The 15,957-nt window shown below is 30.3% G+C and carries 16 protein-coding genes; 10 read left to right on the top strand and 6 right to left on the bottom strand.

The features are described from left to right. Window positions 1-623 precede the first annotated feature (623 nt). Both ACREVU_RS07905 and ACREVU_RS07900 read left to right on the top strand, forming a co-directional pair. Entirely contained in the window at window positions 624-797 is a 174-nt protein-coding gene (locus ACREVU_RS07905; RefSeq protein ID WP_431551069.1) for a hypothetical protein, read from the top strand. Further along, on the top strand, window positions 794-1,978 hold the full coding sequence (locus ACREVU_RS07900; RefSeq protein WP_431551068.1) for a MalY/PatB family protein: 1,185 nt from the start codon (window positions 794-796) through the stop codon (window positions 1,976-1,978). The genes ACREVU_RS07905 and ACREVU_RS07900 overlap by 4 nt, the downstream gene beginning before the upstream one ends. 143 nt (window positions 1,979-2,121) lie before the next feature. On the opposite strand, the gene ACREVU_RS07895 is transcribed toward ACREVU_RS07900, so the two are convergent. The 3 genes from ACREVU_RS07895 to ACREVU_RS07885 form a co-directional block, all read right to left on the bottom strand. Beyond that, window positions 2,122-3,267 (bottom strand): C40 family peptidase, encoded by a 1,146-nt coding sequence (locus ACREVU_RS07895; RefSeq protein ID WP_431551067.1) that lies wholly within the window; start codon window positions 3,265-3,267, stop codon window positions 2,122-2,124. A gap of 201 nt (window positions 3,268-3,468) precedes the next feature. Next, complete coding sequence (feoB, locus tag ACREVU_RS07890) at window positions 3,469-5,619, bottom strand: ferrous iron transport protein B (protein WP_431551066.1); 2,151 nt, start codon at window positions 5,617-5,619, stop codon at window positions 3,469-3,471. A gap of 66 nt (window positions 5,620-5,685) precedes the next feature. Then, complete coding sequence (locus ACREVU_RS07885; RefSeq protein ID WP_431551065.1) at window positions 5,686-5,925, bottom strand: FeoA family protein; 240 nt, start codon at window positions 5,923-5,925, stop codon at window positions 5,686-5,688. A 182-nt stretch (window positions 5,926-6,107) separates the two neighbouring features. Between ACREVU_RS07885 and ACREVU_RS07880 the strand changes: the two genes are divergently transcribed. The 3 genes from ACREVU_RS07880 to ACREVU_RS07870 all read left to right on the top strand — a co-directional run bounded on the left by ACREVU_RS07880 (window position 6,108) and on the right by ACREVU_RS07870 (window position 8,113). After that, window positions 6,108-6,578: a metal-dependent transcriptional regulator gene (locus tag ACREVU_RS07880; RefSeq protein ID WP_431551064.1), complete on the top strand. Its 471-nt coding sequence runs from the start codon at window positions 6,108-6,110 to the stop codon at window positions 6,576-6,578. A gap of 237 nt (window positions 6,579-6,815) precedes the next feature. Further along, complete coding sequence (locus ACREVU_RS07875) at window positions 6,816-7,613, top strand: thymidylate synthase (protein ID WP_431551063.1); 798 nt, start codon at window positions 6,816-6,818, stop codon at window positions 7,611-7,613. After that, a complete protein-coding gene (locus ACREVU_RS07870; RefSeq protein ID WP_431551062.1) occupies window positions 7,613-8,113 on the top strand; it encodes a dihydrofolate reductase in 501 nt (166 codons plus the stop codon). Before ACREVU_RS07875 ends, ACREVU_RS07870 begins: the two co-directional genes overlap by 1 nt. Window positions 8,114-8,179: 66 nt before the next feature. Here ACREVU_RS07870 and ACREVU_RS07865 read toward each other — a convergent pair whose 3' ends face one another. Next, window positions 8,180-8,461: a hypothetical protein gene (locus tag ACREVU_RS07865; RefSeq protein WP_431551061.1), complete on the bottom strand. Its 282-nt coding sequence runs from the start codon at window positions 8,459-8,461 to the stop codon at window positions 8,180-8,182. A gap of 381 nt (window positions 8,462-8,842) precedes the next feature. After that, window positions 8,843-9,844: a YhdH/YhfP family quinone oxidoreductase gene (locus ACREVU_RS07860; protein ID WP_431551060.1), complete on the bottom strand. Its 1,002-nt coding sequence runs from the start codon at window positions 9,842-9,844 to the stop codon at window positions 8,843-8,845. A 218-nt stretch (window positions 9,845-10,062) separates the two neighbouring features. Here ACREVU_RS07860 and ACREVU_RS07855 point away from each other — a divergent pair, with 218 nt between their 5' ends. From ACREVU_RS07855 to ACREVU_RS07840, 4 genes are all read left to right on the top strand, one after another. Further along, complete coding sequence (locus tag ACREVU_RS07855; protein ID WP_431551059.1) at window positions 10,063-10,386, top strand: hypothetical protein; 324 nt, start codon at window positions 10,063-10,065, stop codon at window positions 10,384-10,386. A 330-nt stretch (window positions 10,387-10,716) separates the two neighbouring features. Further along, on the top strand, window positions 10,717-11,589 hold the full coding sequence (locus ACREVU_RS07850; protein ID WP_431551058.1) for a PRD domain-containing protein: 873 nt from the start codon (window positions 10,717-10,719) through the stop codon (window positions 11,587-11,589). Window positions 11,590-11,901: 312 nt separating this feature from the next. Continuing rightward, window positions 11,902-14,238 carry a YcdB/YcdC domain-containing protein gene (locus tag ACREVU_RS07845; protein WP_431551057.1) on the top strand — a complete coding sequence of 779 codons (2,337 nt, stop codon included), beginning with the start codon at window positions 11,902-11,904 and terminating at the stop codon, window positions 14,236-14,238. A gap of 204 nt (window positions 14,239-14,442) precedes the next feature. Further along, window positions 14,443-14,784 (top strand): thioredoxin family protein, encoded by a 342-nt coding sequence (locus ACREVU_RS07840; RefSeq protein WP_431551056.1) that lies wholly within the window; start codon window positions 14,443-14,445, stop codon window positions 14,782-14,784. Window positions 14,785-14,879: 95 nt separating this feature from the next. Here ACREVU_RS07840 and ACREVU_RS07835 read toward each other — a convergent pair whose 3' ends face one another. Beyond that, a complete protein-coding gene (locus ACREVU_RS07835) occupies window positions 14,880-15,227 on the bottom strand; it encodes a cupin domain-containing protein (RefSeq protein WP_431551055.1) in 348 nt (115 codons plus the stop codon). Between the two features lie 442 nt (window positions 15,228-15,669). Here ACREVU_RS07835 and ACREVU_RS07830 point away from each other — a divergent pair, with 442 nt between their 5' ends. Next, window positions 15,670-15,870: a hypothetical protein gene (locus tag ACREVU_RS07830; protein ID WP_431551054.1), complete on the top strand. Its 201-nt coding sequence runs from the start codon at window positions 15,670-15,672 to the stop codon at window positions 15,868-15,870. The last annotated feature ends 87 nt before the right edge of the window (window positions 15,871-15,957 follow it).

Here is a 15,957-nt window from a genome sequence, read left to right as displayed (position 1 = left end):
GAAAGCAGCCTAATATAGGTGCTTTTTTTGCTTTATATCAAGAAAAATAGTTACAATAAAATTTTAAATTTCTAATTCAGCTGCGGATTATATCTAAAATCTAATTCTCGCACAGCCTGCCGGGGGTCACATTCACAATAGACTATGTTAATAAAGGATGGGTCGATACTAAAGCTATTCCAACTTTAGTTAAAAGTTGTGGTTGTATGGAGAATTATGATGGGAATATGGGGGGAAAGTTTATTACCCAGGTCAACGTACTTTACAAACACGCGAAGAAAATAGCAAAAATGGCATTCCTACTGATGAAACAGTATGGAATGAGATTTGTAACTTATTCAAAAAATAACCCTTTTTCCAATCTGTTTTTTTTATTCTTATCCATAATAAACTTTCCTTTTCTAATAATAAATAAATCCACAATTGTGAAACAACTCATAGATATATTGTACCATTTAATATACTAGGGATTATGTGTACATGTTTTGTAGACAATGTATGAATATTCATTATTTTCTTGCATATTTAGATGAAAAAAGTGTAAACTTAAGTTAGAATATTTTCAAATGATTTATAGATGCAAAAGTTTAAATTACATAAAATAATAGAAAAGGAGCGATATTATGATAAATAATACTTTTAGTGGACTTGAAATGTTTAAAATAGATATGCAAATGGAAGAGGAAGGGTACAATTTTTATACCAATGGAGCTAATCATACAAAAGGAAAGATCAAGGAATTTTTATTAGTGGCTGCTGGTCAAGAATTCATTCATAGAGAGGAAGGTATATTATGAAGTATGATTTTCAAACAGTTATTGACAGAAGAAATACTGGCTCATCAAAATGGGAGCAGATGAAGGGATGGAATTCTAATTTATCAGAGAACATAGTTCCTTTTTCAGTTGCAGATATGGAACTGAAAAATGCCCCTGAAATAGTAGAAGGTTTAAAAAAATATATTGATTCTACTACCTTAGGTTACACTATGCCAACGGAAAGTTATTTAGATGCTGTATGCAGCTGGATGAAGAAAAGACATAACTGGGAAATAAATCGTGAATGGATAGTTGGTTCAGCTGGTGTAGTAAGTGCCTTTTTCACGGCAATTAAAGCATTTTCAAATCTAGGAGATGGTATTATAATAATGACTCCAGTTTATTATCCATTTTATTATTCAATAGAAAAAAATAATAGAAAGTTAATTAAAAATCCACTAATAAACCATGGTTCAACTTATGTAATAGATTATGAAGATTTGGAAAAGAAAACACAGAATCCAAAGAATAAAATATTGCTATTCTGTAGCCCTCATAATCCTATTGGAAGAGTTTGGAGTACAGCGGAACTTAATAAAATAGGAGAAATTTGTTTGAAAAATAATGTGTTAATTATTTCTGACGAAATACATTTTGATCTTATCATGCCAGGGTACACACATACTGTATTTGCTTCAATTTCAGATGAATTAGCAGAAAATATGGTAGTATGCACTGCACCAAGTAAAACATTTAATTTAGCAGGTATGCAGGCTTCAAATATTATAATTCCCAATAAGAAACTTAGAGATGGATATCTTAAAGAGGTTGGAGACAATGGATTCTTTTCCCTTAGCATTTTAGGTTACAAAGCATGTGAGATTGCATATACTGAGTGTGAAGTTTGGCTAGATGAGCTAATAAAACTAATTTATCATAATCACTTGGAACTTAAAAAATATATTGAAGAAAATATTCCGGTTATAAAGGTATATGATCTTGAAGGAACCTATTTACAGTGGATGGACTTCAATGGGCTGGGTTTAAATAAAGACGAGCTTGAGAAGCTAATGCATGAAGAGGCCATGTTATTTTTTGACGAAGGATATTTATTTGGTGAAGAAGGCAATGGATACGAGCGGATGAATATAGCATGTCCAACAAAGGTAATGATGGACGGTTTGGTAAGACTAAGAGATACTTTAGCATTAAAGCTTTAGTCTCCAGTGCTTTCCTACATACAATATGTCCATTTGGTGGAATTATAAAAAAAATAATAAATAAAAAACCAACCTCACCAAGGGGTTGGTTTAAGTAAATATATTCCTAGATTGTTAATATCATGTATGGACTTCATAGGTTTTTAATTAACTCTTCGTCCATATGTGAAATCACTATTAAGTGATTGAATTCTAAGTACAGCACCTGTGTGAGGTGCATTTATCATGTTGCCGTTACCAACATATATACCTACATGATGAGCTGGTGTTCCGAAAAACACCAAATCTCCTGGTTGAAGATTATCCCTAGATACAAGTGCTCCTACGTTTTGTTGGTCCTCTGAAACCCTTGGTAGATCTATTCCAAAATGTGCAAACACATATTGTGTAAAGCCTGAGCAGTCAAAGCCAGAAGGGCTTGTCCCACCCCACACATATGGAATACCAAGAAAAGTTGAAGCATATTCTAAAAGTGCGTTAGAAGAAAATGCATTGTTACCTTGTGTAACTTGGATTGTTGCAGGAGAGTGGGGTGGTACATCTGCAGTTCTTGCTACTATACTAGCTTGGTTAGCGGCTGCAGCTTGCCTGGATGCAACAGCCTGTCTAGCTGCAGTAGCATGCTCTGCAGCTATAACAGCTTGTCTTGCTACAATAGCTTCGTCTGCTACCAGTTGTGCACCATATTGCTTTTCCTGAACATTTAATTGTGCTACCAATACAGTTTGGTCTGATTTTTGTTTGGTTAAAGAATCTAATTTATTTTTATTGTCATCTCTTAAAGAAAGCAAAGCTGTATTTTCTGTAGCTAGTTCTGCTTTCTTTAAATTAATTGCCGCCTGTTTTGTTTCTAAATCATTAATAACATTTTCATCAAATTTTATTATGGTTTTGATGTCTTCTAATCTGGATATAAAATCGTCCATATCAGTGGAGCCTAGTATAACATCTAGATAGCCTGATGAACCATTTATATACATTGCTCTCATTCTTTTATCAAAAAGGATCTGTTCTTCTTTAATATTATCCTCTGCTTTTACAATATCTATTTGATTTTTTTTAATATCCTTTTGTGTTTTAGTTATAGTGTTTTCATTAATACTGATTTTGGACATAATTGTTTCAATTTGATGGTCCATCATACTAATTTTATTTTCAAGATCATTTCTTTGAGTTTGAACCTGCTGAATTTTTGCCTTATCTGCTGCTGAATCTGCATATGCGTTAGTAAAACCAATGTTCATAGTTACAACAAGTGCCATTATGGTTAAACCAAATTTCTTGTTCAATTCTCCATCCCCTTAAATATAATTTTATCTTTCGACAGGTTATAGTAAATGTTTTAATTACATTAACATAAACACTATAATACACAATTAAAGAAAATATGTAAAGGGACTAACTACAAATCAAGGATATATTTATTAGACATAGTAAATAGTGCCACCCATGTGGCACTATTTATATAAAATTTTCAAAGGATATATTAACTATATCAAACCTAGTAACCGTACAGTACTTGCAACTATAAAGCAAATAATAATACCTGTAATAGTAGGAACAAGGAATGAAACAAGAGTCCACTTTAAGCTTTGAGTTTCTTTTTTTATAGTCAAACAGGTTGTAGCACAAGGCCAATGCATTAGTGAAAACAACATGACAGATATTGCAGTTAGCCATGTCCAGCCATTTAAAATTAGAAGATCTTTTAACTTACTTAAACTATCAAGCTCCAAAATGCTACCCGTAGACATATAGCTCATAATTATTATAGGCACAACTATTTCGTTGGCAGGAAAACCTAAAATAAAGGCCATTAAAATATACCCATCTAATCCAATAAGTTTTGCAAAAGGATCAAAGAAATTAGCACAATAAGTTAAAACACTTAAATTTCCTATATGAATATTAGCCATTGTCCATATAATAATGCCTGCGGGTGCCGCTACTACTACTGCACGGCCAAGTACAAATAGAGTCCTATCAAATATAGACCTTACAATAACTTTCCCTATCTGTGGTTTTCTGTAGGGTGGTAACTCTAAAGTAAAAGTGGAGGGAATGCCTTTTAATATTGTCTTTGATAAAATTCTAGAAATTAGGAGTGTCATTACAACTCCTAGAACAATTACACCGGTGAGGATTAGTGTAGATATTACAGATTGAAAAGGTCCTACTATAATCCCAGCAAAAAACATAGTGATAATTGCTATAAGAGTAGGAAATCTTCCATTGCAAGGTACAAAGTTATTGGTGATAATTGCAATTAGACGTTCTCTTGGTGAATCAATTATTCTGCATCCAATTATACCAGCAGCATTGCAACCAAAGCCCATGCACATTGTTAATGCCTGTTTACCGCAAGCACATGCTTTCTTGAAATAATTATCAAGATTAAAAGCTACTCTAGGGAGATAACCTAAATCCTCTAGCAAAGTGAATAAGGGGAAAAATATGGCCATTGGAGGAAGCATAACTGATACTACCCATGCAAGAGTTCGGTACATACCCAAAACCAATAATCCATGTACCCATGCTGGGGTACCGAGCCAAATGAAAAAATCTGTAAGTCTATCTTCAAACCAAAATAGACCACTCGCAATTATTTTAGAAGGAATATTAGCACCGGTTATTGTAAGCCAAAAAACCACACTTAAGAGAAGAATCATAATGGGAATTCCAAATTTCTTAGAAGTAAGATATTTATCAATTTTTCTATCAGCATCATTATAGTTCTTATTTTCAATAGAAACTACGGTACTACTCATTTTTTCAGCAGTTCGCACTATTTGAGAAACAACTTTATCACGGAATGTATCAGAATCAATTCCATGTAAATTTAACAGTGTTCTTGTGGCACTAACCTGTTTCATAATCTCATCTTCCTGTGCTAAGTTGAAATTAAGATACTGGTTAATAGAAGATATCAGGGCTAAATCTCCATCTATAAGCTTAAGTGCCACCCATCTTGGATTAAGTTTATTTTGAAGTTGTGATTTGATTGCGTCTTCAACTTTAGATATGGCATTTTCTATCAATTCTTCATATACAATAGTTGTAATTATGGTCGTGTATTTATTAGATGCAACATCTAAAACTGCATCCATTAATTCATTTAAACTCTTTGCCTTAACAGCACTTGTTCCTACTACAGGAACTCCAAGTAGTTTTGAAAGTTCTTGTAAATTTATTGATATTCCTTTTCGTTTTGCTTCATCCATTAGGTTAACACATACAACAACTTTTGAAGTAATCTCAAGTGTTTGTAGAACAAGGTTTAGATTTCTTTCTAAACAGGTGGCATCTACTACAATTACTGTTGCATCTGGATTTCCAAAACATATAAAATCTCTAGCAACTTCTTCGTCAATGGAACTTGACATTAATGAATAGGTACCTGGAATATCAACTAAAATAAAATTGGTGTTTTTGTAAGAATAATTTCCCTGGGCATTTGCTACAGTCTTACCAGGCCAGTTACCAGTGTGCTGATTTAAACCTGTTAAATTATTGAAAACAGTGCTTTTTCCAACATTAGGATTACCGCCCAAAGCTATTATTTTATCAGCTGGTGTTGTTCTATTAATTTGAAGCTCTTTTTCTAGCACTCCTGCTCCAGTTGAAGCATTGCTTAGACCCATAAACATATCCTCCTAAAAAATTACTGAACTTAGATGTATTTTATAAATAGATTAATGAGTTCTAGTCTAAAGTATTTCTACCATTATCATCGATGCTACTTCACTACGAAGAGCAATTACTGCACCTCGAATAAGATAAGCAACAGGATCGCCAGATGGGCTTTTCTGCAAGGATTCTACGATAGTATCGTCAATTAACCCAAGGTCTAGCAATCGTCTTCTTAAGGAACCGTCGGAAATAAGCTTTTTTACTTTGCACTTTTTACCAAGTGGTAAGGAGCTAAGTGGAGTGTAACAAGTATTCATTTAGAAACAAACCTCCTTATAATCTTAAAAGAATATTTTATTATCCTACATTTTAATTGTATAAATAAAGCTTGCTGTAGAGAAAAAAATTTTCCCTACCCTAAAATATGATAAATACTTTTTAAGTGTTACTAATATATATATAAAATATGGAATATAATAAAAATAATGGTGGTGATTAAATGGATGATAGATTTTACACGGTCCGTGGATATGAATTACAAAGATTTAATAAAAATTTACTTACCCCTGCATTGGAAGATTATCTTGAGATGATATATAGGAATAGTCTAAATGAAGATTATATTAGAATTAATATACTTGCACAAATGTTAAACGTTAAGGATTCTTCAGCATCGAAGATGGCAAAGAGACTTGGAGAGCTTGGACTCGTAAATTATAAAAAATATGGAATTGTAACTTTAACAGATGAAGGTAAAAAATTAGGTGGGTTCCTATTAAATAGACATAATATAATTGAAAATTTTTTATCATTTATTGGGCGTAAGGAGGATGCGCTAGTTCAAGCAGAACTTATAGAGCATATTATTACTGGTGATACAGTAAAAAATATGCAAATTTTATATGAGTTTTTTAAGAATAATAAAGAAATATTAGAAAAATATACAAATTATAAAAACACTTTAGAGTGATAATCATCGCTATATTAATAATATAGAAACATAAGTCATAAGATAATTTTATAAGAATATGTAACTGTTTTACTTTAGTATGCATGGCTTTATGAAGTTTTTGTCGATAAACCTTATGAATTATGTTATATTTAAATAAGAATTAAAAGTAGAGCATATACAAAAGAATAGTTAAAAAGGAAGTGAGTATTTAGTAAGTTTGGGTATTTTTGTACACTCTCTTGCTAAAGATAAATTATGTTAAATGAAATGGATAGACAATATTTAAAAATAGTTGAGAAAATTTTAAAAAAAGGATATTATGATCAAAATCGTACTGGGGTTGCAACGTACAAACTTCCACATCAAATTATGCAATTTGATTTAGAAGAAGAATTCCCAATATTAACAACCAAATTTGTTGCTTTTAAAACAGCAGTAAAAGAATTGCTATGGATTTTTAAAGACCAAAGTAATGATGTTAAGAAACTTCAAGAGCAAAATGTGCATATATGGGATGAATGGGCTTTAGAGGATGGAACAATTGGAAAGGCATATGGTTATCAAATAGCTAAGTATCATCAAATTGACACACTTATTGAGGCTTTAAAAAATAATCCGCAAGACCGAAGAATGATGATGAATCTGTGGAACATAGAAGACCTTCCACAGATGGCGCTTCAACCCTGTTGTTTTTTAACACTTTGGGATGTAACTGATGGAAGACTTAACTGTATGTTAGTACAAAGGTCTGGTGACATAGCACTGGGGGTTCCATTTAATACCACCCAATATGCTGTATTAGCTCACATGTTAGCACAAGTTACGGGACTTATTCCTGGATTATTTACACAAATCATAAATAATACCCATATATATGAAAATCATATTGAAGGTTTAAAGCTACAGATTTCAAGAAAATCAGAAGCTTTGCATGCTCCTGAAATTTGGATTAACCCAGAAATAAAAAACTTCTATGACTTCACACCTGAAGATATTAAACTTATAGATTATAAGCACCTCGGCAAAATAAATATGGGGAGTGTGGCTATATAGTGCTTACATGTATCGTTGCAATTGGAGATAATTTCGCTATAGGAAAGAACAATAATTTACTTTGGCATTTTTCAAAAGATTTAAAAAGATTTAAGCAAATTACAAGTGGAAGTACTATTATAATGGGAAGAAAGACATTTGATTCACTTCGTGGTATTCTCCCTGGTAGACATCATATTGTTATTACTAAAAATAAAGATTTTGTAGTAACTGATGAAAGGGTAACGGTCATAAGTTCTAAGGAAGAATTATTTGCTATTTTAGATGATAATAAAGAATATTTTGTTATAGGTGGAGGAGAAATTTATAAGTTATTACTTCCTTATTGTAATAAGATTCACTTAACGCAAGTACATAAAGAATATGATGCTGAGGTGTTTTTTCCAAAAGTAAATTATTCTGAGTGGAATATTAAAGAAGAAGAAACTGGATTCATTAATGATGACAAAACAGTAGCATTTAGTTTTTTAACTTTGGAACGGATTAGCATGACAAAATAATAATTTGCAAGATAACAAAGGGGCTTAGAGAAATCTAAGTCCTTTTAGGTTAACTGTTATTTTTCACTAAGTATATCCAAAATCTTCATACCTTTTATCTAAAAAGGTTTTATTAGCGGTTACTTTACTGCTTTTTCTATAAAAATCCATAATAGAATCATGTGCTAAACTAAAAATCCAATCTTCACTTAATGCTACCTCGATAATTTTATCCTTGTTTTTAAATATTTCAATGAATACAGTAGTGATGATATCTTCTGTATTTCGTTTGCTTTTTACAATAACAAAAATATACCTGTATACAGAATCATAGTAAATATCATAAAGTTGTTCGAATTTGCTCTCCATTAAGCGATGTCACCCCTTCCAATATAATTTGTTTTTTCTGAATAGCAAATTATATTTTTTTATAGCTTTTATTATATACTCATTCTATCAATTTTTTGTGTCAATCTAGTTACAAAAGTGTTTCTAGTTTGTAAATAATATATTTGTAATAATAAGATATTGAATTTTATTTCACCGTAGGTTAAGATTTACTTTAAAAAAGAGCATTTCTTAGGCCACCAGTAGCTATGAATAATAAACTTAGAGGAAACGTCGAAACCAATACAAGAGAAACATGGTTTGCATAAGTGTAGAGGATGAAATCATTACTATGATCTAATAGGCAAAAGGACCAAGAAAGCATATGCCTCCTTGGTCCTTTTATTGATAGCTTTTCACAATCTATAAATCCAGATTGACTATAGTTCTACCTTTGTGATGTCCTTTAAGGATAGCATCTATTTCATTATTTAATCCTTCTAAAGATACTTCATTCACGTTTGTATATAAATCTGTAATCTTCCAGTCTAAGGATAATTTATTCCAAATTCGCAGTCTAATATCCATAGGGCATTTAACAGAATCTATTCCTAGTACTGAAATTCCTTTTAAAATAAAGGGATAGACTGATGTTTTAAATTCATCTGATGCAACATTTCCACAACAAGTTACACTACCACCGTAATTAGTTGATTTAATGGCTGTTGCTAATATATTTCCGCCTACTGTGTCTATTACTCCAGCCCATCTATTTTTTAAGAGTGCTTTCCCAGAAGTATCATCTATTTCGTTTCTATCAATTATGTTTTTTGCGCCAATGCTAAATAACATATCTTTTTCAGAAGCTTTTCCTGTAGCAGCAGTGACATTATAACCAATCTTGTTTAAAATTGAAATGGCCATACTTCCGACTCCACCTGTTGAGCCGGTTACTAATATGTCTCCGTCACTAGGCTTAATACCAGAATTAACTAATTTATAAACTGATAGTGCGGCAGTGAATCCAGCAGTACCGTATATCATACTCTCTCTTAGAGAAAGATTTGAAGGAAGTTCTACTACCCACTGCGCAGGGACTCTAATATACTCTCCGTAACCACCTGATGTACTCATTCCGAGTGTGTATCCGGTTACAAGCACCTCAGTTCCAATTTTCAAGTTATCATTATTACTTTGAACTACAATACCTGCAGCATCAATTCCCGGTGTGTGTGGATAATTTCTAGTTACGCCTTTATTTCCTGTAGCGGAAAGAGCATCTTTATAGTTTAGTGAAGAATATTTAACATTTATTATTACATCGCCTTCTGGTAGATCGTTTATGTGCCTAGTGGTAATTTCTCTTTTAAATTCTTTATTTTCTGTTTCTGTTACGAGCATTGCTTTAAATTCATTATTATTCATTTCAAAACTCCTTTTTAAAATATAAATAATCTCCAGTTCACTCTTTTTTATAAAGATGAAGTAACTTACTAACTATATTATACAATAAATTATTGATATTCCTTAAAGGTGTTAAAAAAATAATATAATATTATTGTAAAATAAAGGTAATTTAATAAATATAGAGAATTATAATCATGATGGACATTACAAGATGCTAAAAAGAGGGAGTGGTGTATATGATAAAAAATTCGATTAAAAATATTTATATATTAATTGGTCTCTTAGTATTTTCAATTTCAATGATAATAGATAGAAATGCAAATACAGTTGCATTAGGATTGTTCCTCTTAATATTTGCATTTGTTATACTTATAGCAATTATATCTGAAATGATAAAATATAACATTAGTAAAAACTATTATAGGAAACCGGATAACGTAAATGAGCAAAAGAAAATTGAAGCTATTCTTTGTAGAAAATATATTAATCAAGATGGAACTTATAACTTTGACGAGCTAAAGAAACTGAGAAAGGTAAGAATTAGTAAGAAAAACCATTAAAGATATTTATAGTGAAGGTGGGATAACTTTATGAGAAACATTTTTAAGGAAATAGTTTCATTCCTTTTTGGTTGCTGTAAATGCCTAGTTAACGTTATTATGTATGTAACGTAAATTATTACGTGATCTATAATAATAGAATGATGTTATAAATCAGACTCCAAAATTAATAGCAGGTGTAATAGACCATATATTTAACAGTTGAATTATTTAATATTTTTTTCTTTAATGGTGGTATAATGGAGTAAAGTGGATTTAAAGAAAATCACACAATTTTCTAATCCTATGTTGTATATATCAAATTTCGATAAAAACAGGGGGGTAAAACTAATGAAAATTGCAACTTCTGATTTTAATGTGATTAAAGTGTTTAATAATAATATTGTGTTAGTTTACCAAGCAAATGTAGAAAAAATTCTTTGTGAAAAAGGAATAGGAATTGGAAAGCATTCAGGTGATAGTATATCTAAAAATGTTTCAATTGAAAAAACATTTTTTATTAGAAACAAAATTAATATAGTTAATTTTCATGAACTGGTAAATAGTGTTGAGCCTGAAGTGATTGGGCTTTGTGAGGAAATAATATATATGATATCAAAAGAACTAAATGAAGATTTATATGAAAAAATTCATATATCGCTACTTGACCATATAGCATCTACTTTAAAGCGACTTAAAAACTGTGATAATATAGAAAATCCATTTTTAGATGAAATTAAGATTCTTTTACCAAGAGAATTTGAACTAGCCCAAAAGGCGGCAACTATGATTGAGGATGAAACAAAGATTCATTTTCCTGATGATGAAATTGGGCTTGTAACTCTGCATATACATTCTGCGAGGAATGAGGCAGGATTGGCTAATACAGTAAAATATGCATTTGTATCAAATACTATTATTAAAATGATTGAAGATGAATTAAATGTTAAAATAGATAGAAAGTCACTTGATTATGCTAGATTTATTACCCATATTAGATTTGCTATTCAAAGGATTTTAAGCAATATTACTATTAAATATAGATTAGTAAATACTATAAAACTTAAGTATGATCCTTGTTTCAAGCTAGCACAAAAAATTTCCAAATTTATTGAAGGAGAGTTAGAGTTAAAAGTTGTTGAGGATGAAACCGCTTATTTAGCTATACATATCCAAAAATTTAAAAGCAATAGATCGAAAAAACGAAAAAAAGTTATTATTTAAAAGTAATATATTGTGTTCTTTTAAGTTTATTGATATAAGAAAGTTTATGAATATATTATAGACCAAGGCAATTGTGACGACAATGTAGTCACAATTGCCTTGGTCTTATTTAGTTATTTTAGAAAATTTTAGTCCTCACATATATGTGAAATAAAACACCGATCTTTAATTTAATGCCTTGGAATATAATAAATTATATTGTTATTTGACATTATATTGCTATTTGACATTATATGATATAAAATTAAAATTAAGGTATGGATAACTATTATAAAAGTGTTATTTATCTAAAAATTAAAAAGGGGGCTAATTGTGAGAAATAAAAAAATATTTTTTATTTTACTAAGTGCTATGATTTCATTTGGAGCTACAGTACCTATTTATGCACAAAATGTTGATGTTAAAAGTATTAATTTAAGTTCAGCTATTGTAATGGGTACCTTAACAAATGAAGGTAATTCTAAAATTTCAAAGGATGATGCGAAAAAAATTGCTAAAAAGGCTTTAAGTGAGTATTTAGATATTTCAATTGATGAAACACAATATCAAACCGACATAAGCTTTAGGCCCAATTATATGCAGGTAACTACTAGTAAAGATTACATTTGGCAGATATCTTGGAACTCAAACAGCCAAAACAAAAATGTAAATATCAATATTTCAGTAGATGCTAATTCAGGAAAAATTACTAACATTGATAATTATACATTCAATAATAATCAGTCAACAACAGTTGCAACAATAACCGAGGATAAAGCTAAAGAAATAGGTGAGAGTTTTTTAAACAAAATAAATTCAAAAGAATTTCCTGAGTGTACTCTGATAGATAGCTCTGATTTCAATAATGGTATGAGAGGAGATTTATCAGGGTATAACTTTACTTACAATAGAAAAGCAAATGGCATCCCTTTCCTGGGAAACTATATAAGTGTGGGTGTTGATGGAGTTACAGGTAAGATACGTTCTTATAGTATTATGTGGAGTGATAACCAGGTTCCTGAAATCCCTAAGGAGGGTATTATAGAGCAAGATAAAGCAAAGCAGATTTTAAAAGATAATTTAAAGCTTCAGCTTAAATATATACTTATTAGAGATCAAAATGGAATGAGTGACTCAAATCAAAATTTAAAGCTTGTATATATGATCGATTCAACAAGTGGAATTAATATTGATGCAAAAGAAGGAAAAATGTTAGATGTGTACAATTTAGATTTGGCACAAAAAAAGGTTAAGGATTTAGATGTGACTCAGAAAAAAGCTTTTACAGATAGCTATAAGCCACTAAAAAAATTGTCTAAGGAATTGGATAGTAATTCTGCTGAAACAATAATGAAACAAATAGTACAAGAAATATATGGAGATAGCTATGATATTCAATCAACAAATTATCAAGAAAATAATATGGGATTTGGAACTAATGTAAGTTGCTGGGCAGGACAGTTTACTAAAAAAGGTATATCTAATGGATTTGGGAATCAAGGGAGCATACAAATAGACTCTTTAACAGGACAACTTGTATCTATAAATAAATTTAATCCTTATGGGGACATAGCAGGTGCTAGTGATGCTAGTGTACAACCTAAGATTACTTGGGAACAATCATATGATAAGGCTATATCAATAGTTCAAAAATACTTGCCAGATAAGGTTAAAGATATGAGTACTGAGCAAACGTATCTTCCAACTACAAGTTATTATAATAACATAGCTCAAGTTGATAAAGAATATGGATTTTATTTTAATAGATTAATTAATGGAATACCTTATCAAAATGATGCTATTAATATTCAGGTTGACGCAATAACTGGTGATATAACTAACATAAATTGTTCATGGGCAGATAATTTAAAAATACCTTCAGCAGAAGAAATTATGAGCGCAGAGGATGCACAAAAAATATTTTTTGCAAAATATACTCCTACACTTGCATATTTACTTGTTAATACAAGTAAAGATCTAAAGAACCCAGTTATGGAAGCTAAACTTGTATATAGTCTAGAATCTGGGCTTCAATATAGCCAATTTAATAATATAGACTCAACTACAGGAAAATTTGTAGACTATAGTGGACAAGAAATCAACAATAATTTTACAGCTTTTAAAGCAAAGATTAAAGGGAGCCCTCAGGAAAAGGAATTAAGTATTTTAGCTTCCCAGGGAATAATTAGTACTATGGAATTTGATTTAACTAAACAGGTTTCTAGACTTGATTTAATAAAGATGCTTGTTAATGTAAAAGGGTACAGGTATTATATGTCAAGTGGTATAGAAGATCTTAAGATAAATTATGGTGGGAAAAAAGGTGATGAGACATATAACTATTTACAGCAGGCAGTTGCCTATGGAATATTAGAAAATTCGGGAGAGTTTAAAGGTGATGAAATAGTTACAAGGGAAGAAATGATTAAAGATATTGTAAAACTTGCAGGCTATGATATACTTGCTCAGGCAAAGGATACTTTTATAGTTAAATTCAGTGATACAAGTGAGATATCTTCAGAAAATTTAGGCTATGTAGCTATTTCCAGAGCTTTAGGTTTTGATAATGGTATAGATAATAAATTTAAACCAAAAGAAAAAGTAACAATTTCAGATGCAGCTGTTTCTATATATAAGGTTTTAGATATCTTAAGAAATAGCAAAATATAATAATAAACAGATTTAATGCTACCTCATGAATAATGATAAAAAAATTAGTATTGACATTGATAGTTATAAAGATTAAAATATAATCAATATATACCTAGCGGGGGTATGTAAACGCTGAAAGAAATAAATATGAGAAAGTAGAAACTTGTCAAATGACTAATATGCAAGGAAAATTAAAAATCATTAAGATAGGGGTGAATTAAAATGTTAGAAACGAATTTAAAACATATTCAATCAAAAGATGAGTTTCAAAAAATAATAGAAACAAATGAAAATACAATGGTTTGCTGTGGTAGAATGGGACCCATGTGTTTACCAGTTTATGCTGTAATGGAAGAAATAGGCGACGAATATAAGAATGTAAATTTTTTTGATATGGACTTTGATATACCGGATGCTAATGTAATTAAAAACCTTCCTGAATGTAAAAATTTTAGGGGTCTACCATTTACTGTTTATTATAAAAATGGAAAGATAGTTAAAGCAACAACTAGTATTCAGTCAAAAGAGCAAGTAACAAATATTATTGAAAAACATTTTGTTTAGACAAGACATGGTAAGTAGAATGGTATATTAGGTTTAATACTTAATAATAAAAAACACTTTATTCTTAATATATAAGAATGAAGTGTTTTTTATTATTATTTTTCTCCTTCTTCTGGAACAATACAAATAAATTCTAAATCGTCATTACTGTTGTTAACAAATTGATGAGTTTTTCCTGCAGGAACATAAGCAAAAGAACCTTCTTCTATTTCATAATTTGTTCCATCAAGATACAATATTCCCTTGCCTTTTAATATATAATTAACATGAAACCATGGATGTTCATGTTTTGGTGTATTTCCACCACTTTTTATTTTGAAAACTCTCATTACATTTCCTTCCCACCCTTCTTTAGGTGAAATAATGACCTTTTTAAATGCATCTTTTATACTTTCTCCTTGTAGTTGTATTTCATTGATTTGATTTTTATTAGAAACGATCATAATATTGCGCCTCCATTTTGTATTTTATTATTTTGAATTTAGCAAGCTATTCGTGTATTAGTAAATTCAATAAAAGTTCTCCAAATCCTCTTTTTAGTTAATGAAATTAGGTAGATTAGGTTATTCAGTTTTGTAAATAATATCTTCTAATATTAGAATTCTCAAGTATTCATTGCAATGATGAATATAATTTGCTTTTCTAACAGATTTTATCTAGCCATTTACCAAAACAAGAGATACAATATAGATAACTATGTAATGGCTATATAAAAAAATGGAGGTATAAGCAGTTATAATATATATTCAAGGGTTTCTACGAAAAAACAATTTGAAAGTGGGAATTTGCATAATTGTACGGTGCTAGAGGCGGGAGAAAAGTTAAGAAGACTTTAAATGAATTAGCTTTAAATAAAAGTGAGTAAGATAGGTGGTGAATTTAATTATGAAGGTAACTTCAAGGTGCTTACTTTGTAACCTAAGTGTTGAGCATTTTCAAATAATTGTTGATATGATGGAACACTTTTGCCCAGCGAAGCATTATGCATATAAACGTCTTGAAGAAAACAGGTTTAATGCTGAATTTAAAATTCATACTTTAGATAATATGATTATCCCACAAAAAGCTTGTAATTACTTCCAATAGCAGTACTTATGATATAATAATACCAAAATGATCACTTTAGGAGGATTACTATGTTTTGCAAAAATAACACTCAACAAACTACATTTT

This window comes from Clostridium sp., assembly GCF_050717535.1.
Lineage (GTDB): Bacteria > Bacillota > Clostridia > Clostridiales > Clostridiaceae > Clostridium_AD.
This window is presented reverse-complemented; position numbering and strand designations above follow the sequence as displayed.